This is a genomic window from Candidatus Omnitrophota bacterium (assembly GCA_028717245.1).
Taxonomy (GTDB): domain Bacteria; phylum Omnitrophota; class Gorgyraeia; order Gygaellales; family Profunditerraquicolaceae; genus JAGUYA01.
The window spans coordinates 16,542-33,482 of sequence record JAQUOD010000004.1; the positions used below are offsets into that span (position 1 = coordinate 16,542).

The 16,941-nt window shown below is 43.3% G+C and carries 20 protein-coding genes, 1 tRNA gene and 1 riboswitch; of the genes, 2 read left to right on the top strand and 19 right to left on the bottom strand.

Features of this window, described 5'->3' with window-relative positions:
* Positions 1–91: 91 nt before the first annotated feature.
* From PHV44_03325 to PHV44_03405, 17 genes are all read right to left on the bottom strand, one after another.
* On the bottom strand, positions 92–1,024 hold the full coding sequence (locus tag PHV44_03325; protein MDD5592316.1) for a bifunctional riboflavin kinase/FAD synthetase: 933 nt from the start codon (positions 1,022–1,024) through the stop codon (positions 92–94).
* Between the two features lie 148 nt (positions 1,025–1,172).
* Positions 1,173–1,805 carry a hypothetical protein gene (locus PHV44_03330; GenBank protein MDD5592317.1) on the bottom strand — a complete coding sequence of 211 codons (633 nt, stop codon included), beginning with the start codon at positions 1,803–1,805 and terminating at the stop codon, positions 1,173–1,175.
* A 226-nt stretch (positions 1,806–2,031) separates the two neighbouring features.
* Positions 2,032–3,021: a bifunctional oligoribonuclease/PAP phosphatase NrnA gene (locus PHV44_03335; protein ID MDD5592318.1), complete on the bottom strand. Its 990-nt coding sequence runs from the start codon at positions 3,019–3,021 to the stop codon at positions 2,032–2,034.
* Positions 2,981–3,358 carry a 30S ribosome-binding factor RbfA gene (gene rbfA, locus PHV44_03340; protein MDD5592319.1) on the bottom strand — a complete coding sequence of 126 codons (378 nt, stop codon included), beginning with the start codon at positions 3,356–3,358 and terminating at the stop codon, positions 2,981–2,983. Before rbfA ends, PHV44_03335 begins: the two co-directional genes overlap by 41 nt.
* A gap of 66 nt (positions 3,359–3,424) precedes the next feature.
* Positions 3,425–4,744, bottom strand: coding sequence for a CCA tRNA nucleotidyltransferase (locus tag PHV44_03345; protein MDD5592320.1), 1,320 nt, complete (start codon positions 4,742–4,744; stop codon positions 3,425–3,427).
* 68 nt (positions 4,745–4,812) lie between these two features.
* Positions 4,813–5,700, bottom strand: a complete 888-nt coding sequence (xerD, locus tag PHV44_03350; GenBank protein ID MDD5592321.1) for a site-specific tyrosine recombinase XerD — start codon at positions 5,698–5,700, stop codon at positions 4,813–4,815.
* Between the two features lies 1 nt (position 5,701).
* Positions 5,702–6,322 (bottom strand): MBL fold metallo-hydrolase, encoded by a 621-nt coding sequence (locus tag PHV44_03355; protein ID MDD5592322.1) that lies wholly within the window; start codon positions 6,320–6,322, stop codon positions 5,702–5,704.
* A complete protein-coding gene (locus PHV44_03360) occupies positions 6,319–6,822 on the bottom strand; it encodes a hypothetical protein (GenBank protein ID MDD5592323.1) in 504 nt (167 codons plus the stop codon). The genes PHV44_03355 and PHV44_03360 overlap by 4 nt, the downstream gene beginning before the upstream one ends.
* The gene (gene ligA / locus PHV44_03365) at positions 6,819–8,813 is read right to left on the bottom strand and encodes an NAD-dependent DNA ligase LigA (GenBank protein MDD5592324.1); all 1,995 of its coding nucleotides are present in this window, start codon (positions 8,811–8,813) and stop codon (positions 6,819–6,821) included. The genes PHV44_03360 and ligA overlap by 4 nt, the downstream gene beginning before the upstream one ends.
* Before the next feature lie 36 nt (positions 8,814–8,849).
* Complete coding sequence (locus PHV44_03370; protein MDD5592325.1) at positions 8,850–9,122, bottom strand: acylphosphatase; 273 nt, start codon at positions 9,120–9,122, stop codon at positions 8,850–8,852.
* An 8-nt stretch (positions 9,123–9,130) separates the two neighbouring features.
* A tRNA-Pro gene (locus PHV44_03375) sits at positions 9,131–9,205 on the bottom strand.
* 113 nt (positions 9,206–9,318) lie between these two features.
* On the bottom strand, positions 9,319–9,906 hold the full coding sequence (locus PHV44_03380; protein ID MDD5592326.1) for a riboflavin synthase: 588 nt from the start codon (positions 9,904–9,906) through the stop codon (positions 9,319–9,321).
* Between the two features lie 166 nt (positions 9,907–10,072).
* Entirely contained in the window at positions 10,073–11,164 is a 1,092-nt protein-coding gene (ribD, locus tag PHV44_03385; GenBank protein ID MDD5592327.1) for a bifunctional diaminohydroxyphosphoribosylaminopyrimidine deaminase/5-amino-6-(5-phosphoribosylamino)uracil reductase RibD, read from the bottom strand.
* Between the two features lie 79 nt (positions 11,165–11,243).
* Positions 11,244–12,074 carry a PHP domain-containing protein gene (locus PHV44_03390; protein ID MDD5592328.1) on the bottom strand — a complete coding sequence of 277 codons (831 nt, stop codon included), beginning with the start codon at positions 12,072–12,074 and terminating at the stop codon, positions 11,244–11,246.
* Positions 12,071–12,487: a transcription antitermination factor NusB gene (gene nusB, locus PHV44_03395; GenBank protein MDD5592329.1), complete on the bottom strand. Its 417-nt coding sequence runs from the start codon at positions 12,485–12,487 to the stop codon at positions 12,071–12,073. Before nusB ends, PHV44_03390 begins: the two co-directional genes overlap by 4 nt.
* A 17-nt stretch (positions 12,488–12,504) precedes the next feature.
* A complete protein-coding gene (ribE, locus tag PHV44_03400; protein MDD5592330.1) occupies positions 12,505–12,972 on the bottom strand; it encodes a 6,7-dimethyl-8-ribityllumazine synthase in 468 nt (155 codons plus the stop codon).
* A 24-nt stretch (positions 12,973–12,996) separates the two neighbouring features.
* A complete protein-coding gene (locus tag PHV44_03405) occupies positions 12,997–14,208 on the bottom strand; it encodes a bifunctional 3,4-dihydroxy-2-butanone-4-phosphate synthase/GTP cyclohydrolase II (protein ID MDD5592331.1) in 1,212 nt (403 codons plus the stop codon).
* 201 nt (positions 14,209–14,409) lie between these two features.
* A riboswitch (FMN riboswitch) is annotated at positions 14,410–14,580 on the bottom strand.
* Positions 14,581–14,739: 159 nt separating this feature from the next.
* Here PHV44_03405 and PHV44_03410 point away from each other — a divergent pair.
* Both PHV44_03410 and thpR read left to right on the top strand, forming a co-directional pair.
* Positions 14,740–15,216 (top strand): CinA family protein, encoded by a 477-nt coding sequence (locus PHV44_03410; GenBank protein MDD5592332.1) that lies wholly within the window; start codon positions 14,740–14,742, stop codon positions 15,214–15,216.
* An 86-nt stretch (positions 15,217–15,302) separates the two neighbouring features.
* The gene (thpR, locus tag PHV44_03415; protein MDD5592333.1) at positions 15,303–15,923 is read left to right on the top strand and encodes an RNA 2',3'-cyclic phosphodiesterase; all 621 of its coding nucleotides are present in this window, start codon (positions 15,303–15,305) and stop codon (positions 15,921–15,923) included.
* On the opposite strand, the gene PHV44_03420 is transcribed toward thpR, so the two are convergent.
* Together PHV44_03420 and pgsA are read right to left on the bottom strand one after the other, a co-directional pair.
* Positions 15,884–16,351 (bottom strand): phosphatidylglycerophosphatase A, encoded by a 468-nt coding sequence (locus PHV44_03420; protein MDD5592334.1) that lies wholly within the window; start codon positions 16,349–16,351, stop codon positions 15,884–15,886. The two genes, thpR and PHV44_03420, sit on opposite strands and share 40 nt — an antisense overlap.
* A gap of 11 nt (positions 16,352–16,362) precedes the next feature.
* Complete coding sequence (gene pgsA, locus PHV44_03425; protein ID MDD5592335.1) at positions 16,363–16,941, bottom strand: CDP-diacylglycerol--glycerol-3-phosphate 3-phosphatidyltransferase; 579 nt, start codon at positions 16,939–16,941, stop codon at positions 16,363–16,365.

Sequence of the window (16,941 nt, forward strand, 5' to 3'; positions counted from 1 at the left end):
TTGTAGCACAAGTATAGATAAATTATACAGGTTTGTCAAGTTAAAAATTTACCTAACTTAATTAAATACAAGGACTAGTGGATATGTGGGCTTAAGATGGGCACATCTTGTGGTAAAAATCGGGGTGGGAAAATAAACCTTTGGTGAGGATTATGTCTTTTTGCACCTGATTAGCCAGAGACTGCCAGGAATTAAATTTCTTTTCCTGCCTGATCTTTTTTATAAACTGTATCTCCAGATACCTGCCGTAAATATCCCGGTGGAAATTAAATATATATACCTCTATATGCTTTTCTATGCCGGATTTAAAAGTCGGCTTGGAGCCGATGTAACAGACACCCTTAAAACATTGATGATTTAAAATTACGCAAACAGCATATATGCCCGCAGGGGGTAAAACTTCATGGTGGGGATTTATATTTGCCGTCGGAAAACCTAACCGGGTGGCTAAAGAGCTGCCTTTGATTACCGTGCCGAGGATGCTCACGGGCCTAAAAAGTAATTTACGGGCCCAATCTATTCTTCCGGCGGTGATTAACCTGCGGATATAGGTGCTGCTGATGGATTGGTTATTTATCTTAACCAGCTCAAATACCTTTAATTTAAAATGGCAGGGGCCAGATAGTTTAGTTAAGATTTTAAAATCTCCTCTTCCCTGTTTTCCGAATCTGAAATTTTTCCCGACATATATATGCTTTGCGCCAATCTTTTTTGCTAAAATATCTTTTACGAAATCTTCTGCCGAAATCCAAGAAAATTTCTGATTGAATTTTATGACTATGCATACATCTATGCCAAGGCCCTCGATTAACCTTAAACGATGCTCCAGCGAATAAAGGCTTTTTTCTTTATGCGGGTCTGGCCAAAAGGTCACTACAATACTGGTACCTTTTATGCGCCTGGCCTTATCAACCGCAGCTTTCAATATACGCTGATGCCCGATGTGCACCCCATCAAACACCCCCAGCGCCACCACAGGCTTCCTGAATTTAATAATCTTATTAATGCCGTATATAATTTTCATAGTTCTGTTTTAGCGGGTCCTGCCGCGGGGGCGCCTCTCGTCAAATTTTCCTCGAGGCATCCCCCGCGTCACCCGCTAAAAATACACTCTTGCACTCCTAATAATCGTCTAGAAATGGTCTTTGAATTTTTAGGCTTAGTTTTATATTCTATACATCATTTGATTTTAAAATACTAGAGCTCTTTTTGTTAAAACGTATTAATGCTGAAGTGGAGTATTCTTTTAATGTAATAGCATCTAGATATTGGATATTGACATCTAATAACATATCTAACTTACCATCTTCAATTTCTTTTATAAGTTTTTCTTTTTGAACTGGATCTGTGGCTACGACTTCAAATCCTGCCGTGGGCCAAAATGTGTCTCCTGGCTTTATAAGAAAAGGGGTGCCAGGCATATCTACTTTCATATCTGCTTTATTCTCCGGAGCATTTAAGAATTCCGGCTTTATTGAAATTTTGTAAGCCATATTTTTGGCATCTGTTTTCCCAATATTTGTTACAGTAAGGTAACATTCCATCTTAAAACCACCATCATATCTTTCAATTTTAATTTTCGGGGGTCCTATCAAATTAATGTAAAGGTGTGCTCGTTGAGTTCCCATATTAAATTTTAGTGCCTCCTTACTAATTTTGATTGCCTCTCTTGATAATCGATTAGATTCTTTATTAAAGCTCCAATTAATAAAAATACCTATGCATGAAATAACTACTGCAGTAATCGCACTAATAAAAGCAGCTTGAATATTTCTAGATTTTAAGAAAGCTTTGATTTTAGTCATAATAGATCCTTTTTGCGGGTGGCTTGGGTGTTTTCGACAGCATGTAGTTTGTGCGAACGGCCAGGGTTCACCCGCTAATGCGGAGTCGGTGAGAGTGAGCACAAACTTCAAGCGACAAATTCCTCGGTGGGGAATTTGGAGCGGTGCTGGAGAAAATACCCAAGACAGGACCCGCAAAAATGTTATTTCGCGACTGTCAGGGACAGTCCCCTTGGTTTACTTCGGATTAGCTATCTGCGGGGACAGTCCCTTTTAGATTTTCTCTTATCTTGGCTAAGACTTTCCTGCGCACGTCGTCAATTCTGCCGTGAGTGGTCGCGCCGCTGGCAGTCTTATGTCCGCCGCCTCCGAAACATTGGGCGATCTTATTTACATCTACTTTGCCTTGCGAACGAAAGTTCATCCTGATTTCATCTTTAACCCCTAAATTTTCCTTAAATAATACTACGACCTCTGCGCCTTTTATAGCCCGGCCAAAACTCAGGATATACTCACTTATGTCAAAAGAAAAAGTTTTTCTTAACATCTTCTGCCTAACTTCAAACCAGATTAATTTACCTTCGGCCTCGCGCCTCATTCCGGGTAATATTTTACTAAGCAGCTTCATATCCTCGTAAGGTATATCCTCATAGATGTGCTTATAAATCCCCGGTATATCCAGCTTGAATTTTAAGAGCTTAGAAACTGCTTTATGCGTAAAGGCGCTGGTATTGCTATAACGGAATGAGCCGGTATCCGCAACTATACCTGTGTATAAGGCAGTGGCGGAATGCACATCCAAAGGAACGCGCATGGCTTGATAAAGTTTATAGACCATCTCCGAGCAGGAAGAGGCCTTTGGCTCTACCCAGTTTACCCCGCCGAAATTATTATTGCTGATATGGTGGTCAATATTCAGGATAGGTTTTTTTACCCTATTCAACCGGTAAACCTCTCCGGTACGGCTTAAATCCGAGCAGTCTAAGGTTACGAAACAATCAAAGCGTACCGGCGTAAGGTTATCTCTATATTTTATGATTTTTTCTTTGCGTGGCAGAAAAATATATTCTGGCGGGAGGTTGTCTTCGTTAACGATAACGGCGCTTTTGTTTAATTTTTTAAGCAGCTGATAAAAGGCCAATTCTGAGCCTAATGCATCCCCTTCCATATTCGTATGGCTGGTGATTAAAAAGGCCTTATTTCTTCTTATGCAGGCGATTACTTTTTTTAGGCTCATTTAGCTCCTTGATTTCGTTAAGGACTTCCTCTATCCTGACAGAATATTCGGCAGACCTGTCCTCATAAAAAATTATTTCGGGGACCAACCTCAATCTAATCCTTTGCCCGATTAACCTGCGGATAAACCCCAAGGCCGAATCCAGCGCTTCTTTGGATTTTTTACGCTCTTCTTCCTGGCCTAAGACGCTAAAAAATACCTTGGCGTATCTTAAATCCTCCGTCAACTCTACGCGCATAATAGTAACAAACCCCAAGCGGGGGTCATTTAATTCATCGTGTATTATAATACCGATTTCCCTCTTTAGCGCTTCACTGACTCTATCGTACCTGGCCATTTTAAATGAGCAGACAATTTACGGAGTGTAGCGACGTGAATTGTAGCTGCTTCGTTAACTAATCTATCAAGCGTCCTTACTTATCTTCCTGATTAATTCCAATTCCTCTTTTTTAGTCTTAACTATGTTGTCAAGCCTGGCGTTTAATACCCGATGGAATATCTTCTGATACTGCGGGCCGGGCACAAGGCCCAGGCGGCGCAGGTCTTCTCCGCAAATATACAGGCGCGTGCCGTTATAAGTAGTAAAGAAATCTGCGATATGTTTTCTTATATTCTTATTTTTTCCCGCATTTTGCGGGATCCCGCTTTGGCGGGAATATTTCGCCCTGATACAGATGATTATTTCGTAACTTAAGGGCTCAAGTAGGTTAAAAACCCGGGAGGCTTTAAGTTTATCCCGGCTCAATTCCGCGATAAAACCGGGCTTGATTTTTTTATAGTCCAATATCCTTTTTTCTTCGCCCCTGCGGAAAACAAATCTCCTGCAGACTGACTTAATCTTATCCATGGCCAGTGAATCTATCAGGCCGATAAAATAAATAAGCCAGCTGTCCAGTTGCCGGCGCCGGGGATAATTTTGTTTAAACCAGCTTATTTCTCTAGCGATGGCCTTCAAGAATAAAGCGGTATTCTTTTTTAAAGAAAGCCCCGGGCTGATAAATTTTAATCCGGATAATTCCTTAAGCCGCCTCAGTTGCCTGGAGGGATCTTTTTCCTTTAGCATCAAGATCAATTCATCGCGCAAACGCTGCGGCTGCACTTTTTCCAGCATTCTTAAGCTTACTGCCTCTTTTAAAAACTTAAGCGTCTTAGGTTCAATCTTAAAATTATATCTTTGTTCAAAACGGACAGCCCGTAATATCCGCGTGGGGTCATCAATAAAACTCAGGTCATGTAATACGCGTATCTTTTTAGCCTGTAAATCCTCTCTCCCTGCGAAGAAATCAATGAACCTGCCGAAATCCTGCCGGTTTATGCTTATGGCCATGGCATTTATGGTAAAGTCCCTCCTCGCCAGATCATCTCTAAGTTCTCCGCTTGTTACATCCGGCAACTCGGCAGGCTGCGGATAGCGTTCCTTTCTGGCGGTAGCGATATCTACCTTCAGATGGTTCTTCAGCACAATAGTGGCGGTTCCAAACCTCCTATGCCGGATCAATCTGGCTTTCAGCTTCCGGGTGAGCATCTCGGCGAATTTTATCCCGTCTGCCTCCACTACGATATCTAAATCCAAGTTCCTGACGTCTAAGATCAAATCCCGCACAAAACCGCCCACCAGATAAACAGGCATGTTACCAGAAGAAGCCAGCGTACCGGCTCTAGATATCAAATCCCTGATCTCCTGCGGTAGCTTATTCAAATATCTTTCAATGTGTATAAACATTATTATAAACTCCCTGAATCTTTAATAGTATATCGGATACTATCTGATACTGTTAAAGATAATTAACCCTAAGGCCGGGGGTGAAACATCTTATGTATTGCCTTAAGCCTTTCTTTACTGACGTGGGTATAAATCTGCGTGGTAGAAATATTAGCATGGCCCAGCATCTCCTGGACTGAACGCAGGTCCGCCCCCCTTTCCAACAGATGCGTAGCGAAAGAGTGCCTTAGGATGTGCGGTTTTATGCTTTTTTTAATCCGCGCCTGCCTGGCATATCTTTTAATTATCTTCCATAATGACTGCCGGGATATTTTTCTGCCGAAGCGGTTCAGGAACAAAAAATCGCTTTCTTTATTTTTTAACTGCTGCGGACGGCTGACCTCAAGATACCTTTTGATACTGCTTATCGCCTTTTTGCCTAAAGGTATAATGCGTTCTTTGCTGCCCTTGCCTAAACAACGCAAGAAACCTACGCTTAAATTAACATTATCTACTTTAAGATTCACCGCTTCAGAAACACGCATACCTGTGGCATAGAGCGCCTCTAAAACGGCCCTATCCCTTATGCCCTGTTTATCTCTGATATTAGGCTGGCTAAGCAACACATCCACTTCGTTGACCGAAAGCGTATCAGGGATCTTCTTCCATAACTTTGGTGATTCTATCAATCCGCTGGGATCGACTTTAAGAAATCTTTCCCTCACCAAAAATTTATAGAATGCCTTTATCGCTGCCAACCTGCGGGCCACGGAATTGGCGGCTAAGCCTTTGTCTTTCTGCGCAAGCATGAAGTCTGTGACATCACTCCTTGCGCCAGAAGACAAACTATCGATACGGGAAGCTTTAAGAAAATCCGCATAGGCATTAATATCCTCACGGTAGGAAATAATGGTGTTACGGGATAACCCGCGTTCAACCGATAAATAATTTAAAAAGGCCTCTACGAGTTCCTGCATCTTAATTCAGGAAAGGATTATTCTTCTTTTCTTCTCCTATGGTAGAAGACGCCCCGTGCCCGGGATAGATAACGGTATCATCGCTTAATTTGAGAAGCTTTTCTTTTATAGACCGTATAAGTAAATTTTCATCTGCACCGGGAAAATCCGTCCTGCCGATACCCCCGCAGAACAAGGTATCTCCGGTAAATAATATTTTTTCTTCCGGCTTCTTCATCAGTAACGCAATCCCTCCGGGGGTATGGCCGGGTGTATGGATTACTTCCAGCTGCATCTGCCCTAATTCTAACTTTTGTTTATCTTCCAATATCCTGATCTCTGATTTCAGGCTAAAAGAAGACATAAAGAAAGCAGATAGGTTACGCTTAGGATCTTTTAATAAGGCTGCATCCTGGCGGTGTATATATACCGGTATCCCGAACTCACCATCGCAGCCGATATGGTCAAAGTGGCCGTGGGTGTTAATAATAAATTCTGCCTGCAAATTATATTTTTTTAAAACCCGCTCTATTTTTTCTTTTTCAAAACCCGGGTCAATGATTATCGCCCGGCTGTCAGGGGCAGGGGCGAGAATATAACAATTGACCTCCATCGGCCCCAGGCAAAGAGTCTCTAAAATCATAGCAGGTAATTTTTGACCTTACTATAAGAAAAATCGCGCATGATCCCTCTTCTGATGCGTTCGGCGCTTAGGCGGTTTTGCGGCATATTGTTCCCGTATAAATCCTCTGCGATAGATTCTTTTAAGGCCTTCATCCGGTTAATATAAACGTCAAATTCCTTTTGTTTTTTTTCCTGCAGAGCCGCCCTCAGCAGCTCCAGGTTTTTTATGGCTTCGTTGGCGCAGCTTATTTGTTTCTTATGGTTTACGCTGCTTACGATAAATGAATTTATCAGTTCATCCTGCCAGCTTTTCCAGAAGATAAAATATTTACGGTAGACCTCTTCCTTAGTCATCGGCGGCGGCTTATATTCCTCGGGCATGAGGACCATTTCTGGCGCAGGTTTATCGCGTTTAGATTTACGCGTAAATTTACGCACAAAGGCATCGCAACCTAATAAATTACCTATTAAAAACAGAATAAGCGTATAGCGTATAGCGTATAGCGTATAGCCTTTCATTTCAACATACCCCCGAATTCTTTTTCATGAATAATTTTCACCCCTAATTTTTTGGCCTTATCATATTTTGACCCGGGGTTCTCTCCTGCTACTACTAAATCCGTATTTTTACTTACGCTAGAATTCGGAATCCCGCCAGAGCGGCGCACTAAATCTTCCGCGTCACTACGCGCATAACCTTTTAACTCCCCGGTAAAAACTACAGTCTTACCCGTAAAGACAGTTGCCTTGGTTTGTATATTCTCTTCTTTAAAATTTAGTCCGGTTTCCTTTAGCGCATCAATTAACCTTCGCGTATCGTCCTGCGAAAAATAATCTACGATTGATCCTGCCAATACTGCCCCTATCTCAAATATCTTATCCAAATCCTCTCTTTTTGCCCGCATTAAGTTATACATATCCTTAAACTTTCGGGCAAGCACATAAGCGGACTTCTCCCCTACGTGGCGTATACCCAAGGCATAGATAAGCCTGGAGAGGGGTTGTTTTTTGCTTTTTTGAATTGCCGAAAGCAGGTTCTCGGCCTTCTTATCCTTGAATAATTCTAATTTTAAGAGTTTTTCTTTATTTAAGGAATAAATATCCGCGAAATTCTTTACCCAGCCCTTACGGATCAACTGTTCTACTACTGCCTCGCCCATACCCTCGATATCCATGGCCAAGCGGCTGGAAAAATGAATTAACCCGCGTTCAAGCTGCGCCGGGCAAGACGGATTAATACAGCGGTAGGCGACATCTTCTTCTTTTTCCTTTATTACCTTGCCCTTACAGACAGGGCAATTTTTAGGAATTACAAAAACCCGCCTGCCCCTGTTCTGCACAACTTTGACTATCTTGGGGATGACCTCTCCTGCCCGCTCAATCAATACGCGGTCACCGATTTTGACCTTTAAACGTTTGATTTCATCGAAATTATGTAGCGTGGCATGTTTAATTATTACCCCCGCGCATTCAACAGGCCTGAGTTCTGCCACCGGAGTGATTACACCGGTCCTGCCTACCTGGAGATTAATATTTAAAACTTCGGTTGTTGCCTGCCGCGCAGGAAATTTATATGCCACGGCCCAACGCGGGCTCTTTAAGGTAAACCCTAATTTTTCCTGTTGGGATAAGTTATTTATTTTAATGACTATACCGTCTATATCATAGGTTATTTTTTCTCTCTTCTCCTGCCAGATCTTACAGTAATGAATTACTTCCTCCAAGTCCTTACAGAGCTTAGAACCCGGATTAGTACGCAGGCCCCAATTATTTAATTTCTCTAAGAATTCCCATTGAGTCAAAATATGCAAGCCCTTATGTTCTCCCAAGGAATGGGCAAAGAAGTTAAGCCTCCTCTTGGCGACCTCGCCTCTATCTAAAAGTTTTAAAGAGCCGCTGGTAGCGTTACGCGGGTTAGCAAATAATATCTCTCCTTCTTTTTCTCTCTCTTTATTCAAGGCAGCGAAATCTCTGCTTTCCATATAGACTTCCCCGCGTATCTCAATCAAATCAGGGGCATCTTCTCCCAGTAACCGCAAGGGAATAGCACGGATAGTCTTTAAGTTTTGCGTAATGTCTTCACCTGTCTCTCCGTCTCCCCTAGTGGCGCCAAAAGTTAATTTTCCTTTCTCATAAGTAAGGTTTGCGCTTACCCCGTCAATCTTAAGTTCGGCTACGTATTCTGTCTTTGCATCTATGCCTAACCCTTTATGTACACGCACATCCCAATCACGCAGTTCTTCAAAGGAATACGTATTATCCAGAGACAACATCTTCTGCCTGTGCCTTATGGTTTTGAACCCCTCCATTATGCCGCCGCTAACCCTGACTGCGGGAGAATCGTCCGTCTTAAACTGAGGATACGCATCTTCAAGGCCCTTTAACCGGCGCATCAAATCGTCGTATTCTTTATCCGAGACTTCAGGCGCAGATAATACGTAGTAAAGGTAATCGTGATGCCGTATCTGCTCCTTTAGCTTTTCTATTTCTTTTCTTATGCCGGTAGCCATTTTTTTACTGCTTACTAGGAGGGATACTGTCCTCTGTTAGAATTTTAAAGCGAATTCTTTGAATTCATCCGTAGCGGCGAGCCAATGCATTTCCGTATCCTGAATATACCTGGAGAAATAATGATTAATCTTTTCTAAAAAAATCTTGAGTATTTCTTCTTCGGCCTCAGCTACCAGTTCGACCCTTGCATCACTTAAATTTTTTACCCAACCGCAGACTCCTAATTCCCTGGCTATATCCTGGACAGTAAAACGAAAACCCACGCCTTGCACCCTGCCGCTGTAATAAACGCGGATTTGCTTTTTCATAAATTAAGTCGGGGCGAGTGGATTCGAACCACCGACCTCAGCGTCCCGAACGCTGCGCTCTAGCCAAACTGAGCCACGCCCCGTTAATCTAATAGATTAATTAGTATAACAAAAATTAAGCGGATTGGCAATAATTAGAAGTTAACATAACGTAAATCGGTAACTGGCAGGGACAGTCCCCTTGGTTTGCTTCGGATTAGCTTTCTGCGGGGACAGTCCCTACTTTAGCGAGGATGTCGAATTCGACATTCACTTTATCGGAAGGCCCCTTAAAACCTAAGGTAGTATTCTTAAGCGTATGGGGGATTATATAAACCCTAAAGGTATTGGATCTTTTATCCATAATGGTAAGGCTGATACCATCTACGGCTATAGAGCCTTTGGGAAGAATATAGGCTATGAATTCAATGGGTACGGCTATTTCAAAACAGAGATTGGCGTCTATATATTTCTTTTGCCTGATAATGCCGATACAATCGACATGGCCGGTAACAAAATGGCCCGAGAGCCTCTCCCCTATCTTCAAGGCACGCTCCAGGTTGACTTTATCTTTTATCTTCAAAGAGCCGAGATTAGTCGCCTTGAGGGTCTGCGGCATCGCCTCAAAACTCAAATCACTCTGTTCTTTTTTAACGACAGTAAGGCAGGCGCCGTTCACGGAAATACTCTCGCCTATCTTGGTATCCGGCGATATTACGGGGGCATGGATCTCCAATAAAGTAACATTACCCCGCCTGGATATTTCTTTTAATTCTCCCAACTCCTCGATAATTCCGCTAAACATAAGTGAGTGCACAATTTATGGAACGTTAGTGTCCGCCGTAGGACGGATCAGCCTTTGGCTGAAACATAAATTGTCTACACGAACTTACCCCGCTCTTTTGGGCAGGTTATGCTACGATTGCCTGCCTTGCCAAAAGGGCGGGGTTAATTCGCACACATAAGTTACGTCACTTCGTTCCGTAACTTATGTGCTCATTAACATATCCGTCTATTAAGAAATCTTCCCCTATTTTTTTCAACTGTATTCTCTTTAATTTAATCGCCTTATCTACGCGCGCTACGCCTTTTCCCATCACCGAACTGATCGCTTCTTTTCCGCCGATAATCTTGGGGCTGATAAAAAATAATACCCTATCGACCAACCCTTCATCAAAAAGAGAGCCGATTAACGTGCCCCCGCCTTCGACAAGGCAATTGCTTATCTCCATTTGCGCTAATTTCTTCAGCATATGTTTGAGATTAATCTGGCCTGCCTTTTCTCTTACTTCTAAAATTTTTGCTTTTTGGGCCAATGCCTTCCTGTTGGCCGTCTCCTGCCCGGGCTTAACCGGCAGCGTCACAATAACAACCTGGCCTTTACGGGAAAATATATTTGCCTCATCCGGAGTGCTCAACTGGCTGTCGACTATTATCTTTTTCGGCTGGCTCCCGGGAAACCAGGCATCGAGCTTAGGGTTATCCCTTAATACTGTATTGACGCCTACCATAATCGCGTCATAACCGCAACGTAAACGATGGGCGTAGCCGCGCGATTTGTCAGAGGTTATCCATTTGGAATCGCCGCTACGGCTGGCGATCTTACCGTCTAAAGACTCGCCGACCTTGACCGTTATAAAAGGCATCCTTCTGGTAATATATTTTATGAAGGCTTCGTTCAGTCTTCTTAGCTTATCTTCTAAAACCCCGGACTGGACTTTTATCCCCTGCTGCCTTAATATTTGCATACCCCTGCCATTATTTAAAGGGTTAGGATCAAGCATACCGACAATAACTTTTTTTATTCCGCTTTTGATTATTTTATCTACGCAGGGAGGAGTTTTGCCGAAATGCGCGCAGGGTTCCAGCGTAACATACAGGCTTGCGCCTTTGGCCTTTGCGCCCGCATCCTCTAAAGCCAGAACTTCTGCGTGGGCTAAGCCCGCCTTCTCGTGGTAACCTTTACCGATAATCCGGCCGTTCTTAACCACTAAAGCCCCGACCATGGGATTAGGCAGGGTTTTGCCCCGGCCTTTTACGGCTAACTTGAAAGCCAAATCCATAAAGTACTCGTGTCCTCTCAACATATTTTTTTAATACCTATGTAACAGCTGTGGGATATTCTAATGAAAGAGATGGCGCTTAGGGACGTAATGTATTCTGCTGCGCTTCTTTTAATTTATCTATCAAATCATAAGGTATTTTAATCGAACCTATTTTGGCCTCGGGTTTGGCATCGCCGTGGCAGTCTGAACCCCCGGTAACTACTAAATTATATTTCTTAGCCAACCCCAGATAAAAATTCACCATCGACTGCGAATGTTCCGGATAATATGCCTCTAAACCCATAATCCCCAAATCAATCAGGTTAAAGACGAGGTCGTCTTTATCGATAATATAGGGATGGGCCAAAACAGGCACACCCCCTGAATCTTTGATTAATCCTATCGCTTCATGCGGCGATAATCTAAAACCTAAGACATAAGCAGGGCATTTATCCCCTATGTATTTCCTGAATGCTTCAAAAATAGAACCTACCAGGCCTTCTTTGACCATGGCCCTGGCCACATGCAGCCTGCCTACTGTGCCGCCTGTGGCAATATCAAAAATACTACGGGGTTCTAATTTTATGCCTATATCCTTTAGCTTATCCGTTATTTTATAGATACGTTCTATGCGGTTTTTCTTTAAGACGGCCAATTTTTCCAATAACTGCTTTCTCTTGTAATCAATCAGATAACCTAAGATATGAATTTCGCTGCCTTCGTATTCGGCAGTAAGTTCTATGCCAGGCAGGACTTCGATATTTTGCTCCCTGGCTATCTGTAGTGTCGGCAGGATCGCCTCAACCGTATCATGGTCAACCACAGAAATAGCCGAGAGCCCGCACCTGGCAGCCTCTGAAATTAGCTTAGCGGGAGTATATGTGCCGTCGGAAAAAATGGTATGCAGATGCAAGTCGGCAAATTTCATTTTTTCTTCTCTGATTTTATTTTATCCAGTATCCCGTTGACGAATTTGCTTGCTTCTAACCCGGAATACCGCTTGGCCAGTTCTATCGCTTCATTGATAGAGACCTTAAGCGGTATATCATCCCGAAACAAAAGCTCAAAACTAGCCAACCGTAATATATTCCTATCCACTACCGCCATACGCTTGAGCTGCCAATTAGCGGCGTAGCGGGCGATATTGGCATCTATTGCCTGCAGATTAGCGATAGCCCCTTTAACTAGTTCGCTGGTAAATTTTTTTATATCTTCCTCTATATTTTCCTCGCTGTGGACCTGCCAGAAATTAGCCAAAGAAACATCGCTATCATCAGAAGTGATGTCTATCTGATAAAGGATCTGCAGGGCATATTCTCTGGCTATAGTACGTTTACGCATTCGTCGGGATTAGGTTATTATTTTATCTGTGTTAATAAATTCACCATCTCAATAGCAGAAAGGGCAGCGTCACGGCCTTTATTACCTTCCTTAGTCCCTGCGCGCTCCACTGCCTGTTCAATAGTGTCGGCAGTAATGATACCGAAGATTACCGGTAAACCCGTATCCAGCGAAACCTTAGCTATACCTTTGGCTGCCTCTGAAGCAATATACTCAAAATGAGGGGTTGAGCCGCGGATGACCGTGCCTAAACAGATTACGGCATCATATGACTTAGACTTTGCTAATCCTTGTGCTAAAAGCGGAATTTCAAATGCCCCGGGGACCCATGTAACTGTTAAACCTTCCTCACCTGCGCCGTGACGGATAAGGGTATCTAAACAACCGGCTACTAACTCCTTAGTTACAAAATCATTGAAACGCGAAGCGACGATAGCGAACTTCTTGCCTTTGGCAATCAAATTGCCTTCGATCCTCTTTGTCATTTCTTCCTCCTTCCTGTTATGCTTCTATTTTATATCCAGATTATGGCCTAGTTTTTCTTTTTTGGTCTTGAGATAATTGTAGTTTGATGAATTAGGCAGGATCTCTAAGGGGATACGCTCAACAACCTTCAGGCCATAACCTTCTAAGCCCACAATCTTACGGGGGTTATTCGTCAGAAGCCTGATATTCTTAAGGCCCAAGTCTGCCAAAACCTGTGCCCCTATCCCATAGTCCCTCAGGTCTGCTTTATGCCCCAGGGCCTCATTAGCCTCCACCGTATCAAGGCCCTTATCCTGCAAATTATAGGCCTTGATTTTATCCATCAACCCGATGCCGCGTCCTTCCTGGCTCATGTAAAGAATAACGCCTTTCTTTTCTTTGCCGATAATCTCCATGGCTTTTTTTAACTGCTTACCGCAATCACAACGTAAAGAGCCGAAGACATCGCCCGTGAGGCATTCGGAATGCACGCGCACAAGCGCGGGATTAGCGTCTAATTCACCTATGGTCAAGGCAATATGAAAATGCCTGCTGATTAAATCCCTGTATAAAATTAAACGGAATGCCCCGAATTCCGTAGGCAGAGCAGTTTCAGAAATCCTCTCCACTAATTTTTCAAACCTGCGGCGGTATTGGATGAGGCTGGCGATGGAACAAATCTTTAGGTTGTGCTGCTTGGCAAACTCTAATAATTGCGGCAACCTCGCCATGGCGCCGTTATCATCCATTATTTCGCAGATTACGCCAGCAGGATAAACCTCAGCTAACCTCATCAGGTCTACTGTCGCCTCAGTATGGCCTGCCCTGACCAAAACCCCGCCTTTAAGCGCTTTTAGCGGGAAGATGTGACCCGGACGGACTAAATCCCGGGGCTGGGTTTTGGGATCAATCAGGACTTCTATAGCGCGGGCGCGGTCATAAGCTGAAATCCCCGTAGTTATACCATAAGCCGCATCTACGGAAATCATCCAGGCAGTAGAAAATGGATCTCGCCCATTAGAGAAGCTTTTTTCTTCTAACATAGGCTGTAAATCCAGGGCCTTTAGTCTGTCTTCTTCCATAGGCACGCAGATAAGCCCCCGTCCGTATTTAGCCATAAAATTTATATCTTCCGGCTTAATAGAAGATGCGGCCATGACCAGGTCCCCTTCATTCTCGCGCTCTTCATCGTCAACGACAATGACCATGCGGCCGCGCTTTAACTCATCCAGTATTTCCGGAATTGTATTTAACATAAGTGAGTGCACCCTACCTCTAGCGGAGTCTACACGAACTTATCCGCCTTCGGCGGATTAATTCGCACACATAAATTATGTCGTAACAAACAAAAGCATTACTCTATAAGTTATGTGCTCATTAATAAAATACCCGAAGCTAATCTTCGGGTGAGAATTCTTCTCGCCATACTGCATGGCGAGTCCGCCACGCCTTGTGGCGGAAATCTTCTCCCATCTGGACTATACACCCAATCCTATTTGTTGGATTGGCCTCCGCCTGTGCGGAACCATCGGCTCTGGAATATCACCAGATCTGTCCGCCAAAGTTTTATGGCGGACTCGCGGGCTTAACCGCCGGTCGGGACTTACGCCCTTACCCCGAAGATTAATGTAGGGTTATTATAACAAGAAAACTTATCTTGTCAACACATTCGTATACAAATATTTATTTCTATGTTATACTCAGTGTTGACACTGAAGCCGTTGCGTTAAAGGTATAGCGGCTGAATGTGTCAATACATTTAAAACCGCTATAATAATATATTAACTATGCTACATATCGTAAAAAAGATACATAATCTCCTGATAAAAAAGAAAGAGGCTATTGCCGTAGCCGAATCCTGCACCGGAGGGCTCCTCTCTCAACTTCTTACCGAGTTACCCCGAAGTTCCCAATATTTCATTTTAGGGTTAGTCCTTTACAGCAATAGCGCCAAAGAAAACATTCTCAAGATACCCGCAAGTATTCTTAAAAAAAGAGGCGCAGTCTCTGAAAATATAGCGCGTCTTATGGCAAAATCAGTAAGATTATTAGCTAAGGCGGATTTTGGCATAGGCGTAACCGGAATCGCCGGCCCTGCTGGCGACGCAAAAGAAAAACCCGTAGGCACGGTATTCATCGCTATTGATAGCAAAAATAAAAAAATCTGCAGGAAATTCCGCTTCACCGGTAACCGAACCAACATACGAAGAAAATCAGCCCTTAAAACACTAGAATTATTAAAAAAATTACTGATAAATAGATGAATTTGAAGTTTTTCGAGCGAACGTCAGCATTTAGCGGGTGACGCAGGGGATGCCTCGAGGAAAATTTGACGAGAGGCGCCCACGCGGTGAGGACCCGCTACCTCACCAGCGAGAAAAACGACAGATTAATTAAATCCATGCGGACTTTTATTGCTATTGAACTTCCAGCTGAAATCAAAGACTACTTAAGCCAATTGCAGGGCGAGCTTAAGACCTGCGGCGCAGACGTCAAATGGGTTGAACCAAAAAACATCCACCTGACCCTAAAATTTCTTGGTGAAGTTGGCGATGAAAAATTAGATAAGATTACTCAAATCATTCAGGATGTAGCTTCAGAAAAGAATAGATTCCCGCTATGCATCTGTTCTCTAGGCGCATTCCCGAGGATAGAATCTCCCCGCGTAATCTGGGTAGGCGTAGATTCAGGGGATAAAGAAACCGAGCAAATAGCTAAAGAACTGGAAGAAAAAATTTCCGGAATCGGTATCCCTAAAGAAGACCGGGTATTCTCCTGCCATATTACTATCGGCAGGATAAGGACTCCTCACAATAGGGAAAAATTAGTTCGGATTCTAAAGGATAAAACAGGATCTGGCGGGAAAAACCTGGAATTTGAAGTAAATAAGATTACTCTGTTTAAGAGTACCCTCACCCCCAAAGGCCCTCTCTACGAAGCCTTAAAAGAAGCCATCCTTAAAACCACCTGAAGGATAATATTGGTGTACACCCCGGCAATGATGTCATCGCTCATAATGCCGGCGCTGCCTTTTAAATTCTGGAGGGCATTTGAGGGATAGGGTTTTAACGCGTCTAAGATACGAAATAATATAAAGGCTATAATTACCAGCTTTATATCGTAAGGGATAAAAAGAAGGGCCAGAAGCATTCCGGAGACTTCATCTATTACGATATATTTAGCGTCTTTCTTATTAAACAAAACCTCTGCCCTGCCGCTTACTAAAAATCCCAAAATCATCAAGGCCCCGGTAACCGATATATGTAAAAAGATATTGCCTTTGAGCAGGTAAAATAAGAACACGCCCGCTACACTGGCATAAGTGCCGGGTATAAAAGGCAGGTGGCCCAGGTAAAAAAATGTAGCCGCAGTCTTAATAATAATATTGCGCAGGCGCATCAATAAGATTCCTAAAGTATGGTGATTATTTTACGGTTCTCCCAGAGATAATAGAGGCCGGAATAAAGGGTGAGCCCGACAGTAAGCAGCATCAGGATATAGATACTATTACGGAAAAATGTCTCCCAGGCCGGGTTCCAGGTAAAGAAAGCCAGCATCACTTCTTTCAGGACAATAAACCCCAGGATACAGAATATCACCGCCATCTGGGATATGGTCTTGTGCTTTCCTGCCTTGGCCGCTGAGAGCACCTTTCCTTTATTCAGGGCGAATAAACGTAAGGAGGTAATTAATATTTCCCGCGAGACAATGATTACAAACATCCAGGCGTCAATAAGCTGCATTTGCACAAAGGCAGTAAAAGCCGCCAATACCAGGATTTTATCCGCGATGGGGTCCATCAGTTTTCCGAAATCCGTAACCATATTTTTCTTATGCGCAATCCTGCCATCAAAGAAATCCGACAAGGCCGCAAAGATAAAGATAACCAGGCTCAAAACCTTTGCCCACAGGCCGTGGATAAAGAGAAAAAACATGAAGACAAAAGTCAGGGCAATCCTCAACATGGTTAATTTATTAGCAGTATTCAT

Bases quoted from the DNA above. Each gene is read 5' to 3' on its own strand.
- PHV44_03325 (MDD5592316.1), bottom strand. From the start codon at position 1,024: ATGAAAATTATATACGGCATTAATAAGATTATTAAATTCAGGAAGCCT.
- PHV44_03330 (MDD5592317.1), bottom strand. From the start codon at position 1,805: ATGACTAAAATCAAAGCTTTCTTAAAATCTAGAAATATTCAAGCTGCT.
- PHV44_03335 (MDD5592318.1), bottom strand. From the start codon at position 3,021: ATGAGCCTAAAAAAAGTAATCGCCTGCATAAGAAGAAATAAGGCCTTT.
- rbfA (MDD5592319.1), bottom strand. From the start codon at position 3,358: ATGGCCAGGTACGATAGAGTCAGTGAAGCGCTAAAGAGGGAAATCGGT.
- PHV44_03345 (MDD5592320.1), bottom strand. From the start codon at position 4,744: ATGTTTATACACATTGAAAGATATTTGAATAAGCTACCGCAGGAGATC.
- xerD (MDD5592321.1), bottom strand. From the start codon at position 5,700: ATGCAGGAACTCGTAGAGGCCTTTTTAAATTATTTATCGGTTGAACGC.
- PHV44_03355 (MDD5592322.1), bottom strand. From the start codon at position 6,322: ATGATTTTAGAGACTCTTTGCCTGGGGCCGATGGAGGTCAATTGTTAT.
- PHV44_03360 (MDD5592323.1), bottom strand. From the start codon at position 6,822: ATGAAAGGCTATACGCTATACGCTATACGCTATACGCTTATTCTGTTT.
- ligA (MDD5592324.1), bottom strand. From the start codon at position 8,813: ATGGCTACCGGCATAAGAAAAGAAATAGAAAAGCTAAAGGAGCAGATA.
- PHV44_03370 (MDD5592325.1), bottom strand. From the start codon at position 9,122: ATGAAAAAGCAAATCCGCGTTTATTACAGCGGCAGGGTGCAAGGCGTG.
- PHV44_03380 (MDD5592326.1), bottom strand. From the start codon at position 9,906: ATGTTTAGCGGAATTATCGAGGAGTTGGGAGAATTAAAAGAAATATCC.
- ribD (MDD5592327.1), bottom strand. From the start codon at position 11,164: ATGGATTTGGCTTTCAAGTTAGCCGTAAAAGGCCGGGGCAAAACCCTG.
- PHV44_03390 (MDD5592328.1), bottom strand. From the start codon at position 12,074: ATGAAATTTGCCGACTTGCATCTGCATACCATTTTTTCCGACGGCACA.
- nusB (MDD5592329.1), bottom strand. From the start codon at position 12,487: ATGCGTAAACGTACTATAGCCAGAGAATATGCCCTGCAGATCCTTTAT.
- ribE (MDD5592330.1), bottom strand. From the start codon at position 12,972: ATGACAAAGAGGATCGAAGGCAATTTGATTGCCAAAGGCAAGAAGTTC.
- PHV44_03405 (MDD5592331.1), bottom strand. From the start codon at position 14,208: ATGTTAAATACAATTCCGGAAATACTGGATGAGTTAAAGCGCGGCCGC.
- PHV44_03410 (MDD5592332.1), top strand. From the start codon at position 14,740: ATGCTACATATCGTAAAAAAGATACATAATCTCCTGATAAAAAAGAAA.
- PHV44_03420 (MDD5592334.1), bottom strand. From the start codon at position 16,351: ATGCGCCTGCGCAATATTATTATTAAGACTGCGGCTACATTTTTTTAC.
- pgsA (MDD5592335.1), bottom strand. From the start codon at position 16,941: ATGAATACTGCTAATAAATTAACCATGTTGAGGATTGCCCTGACTTTT.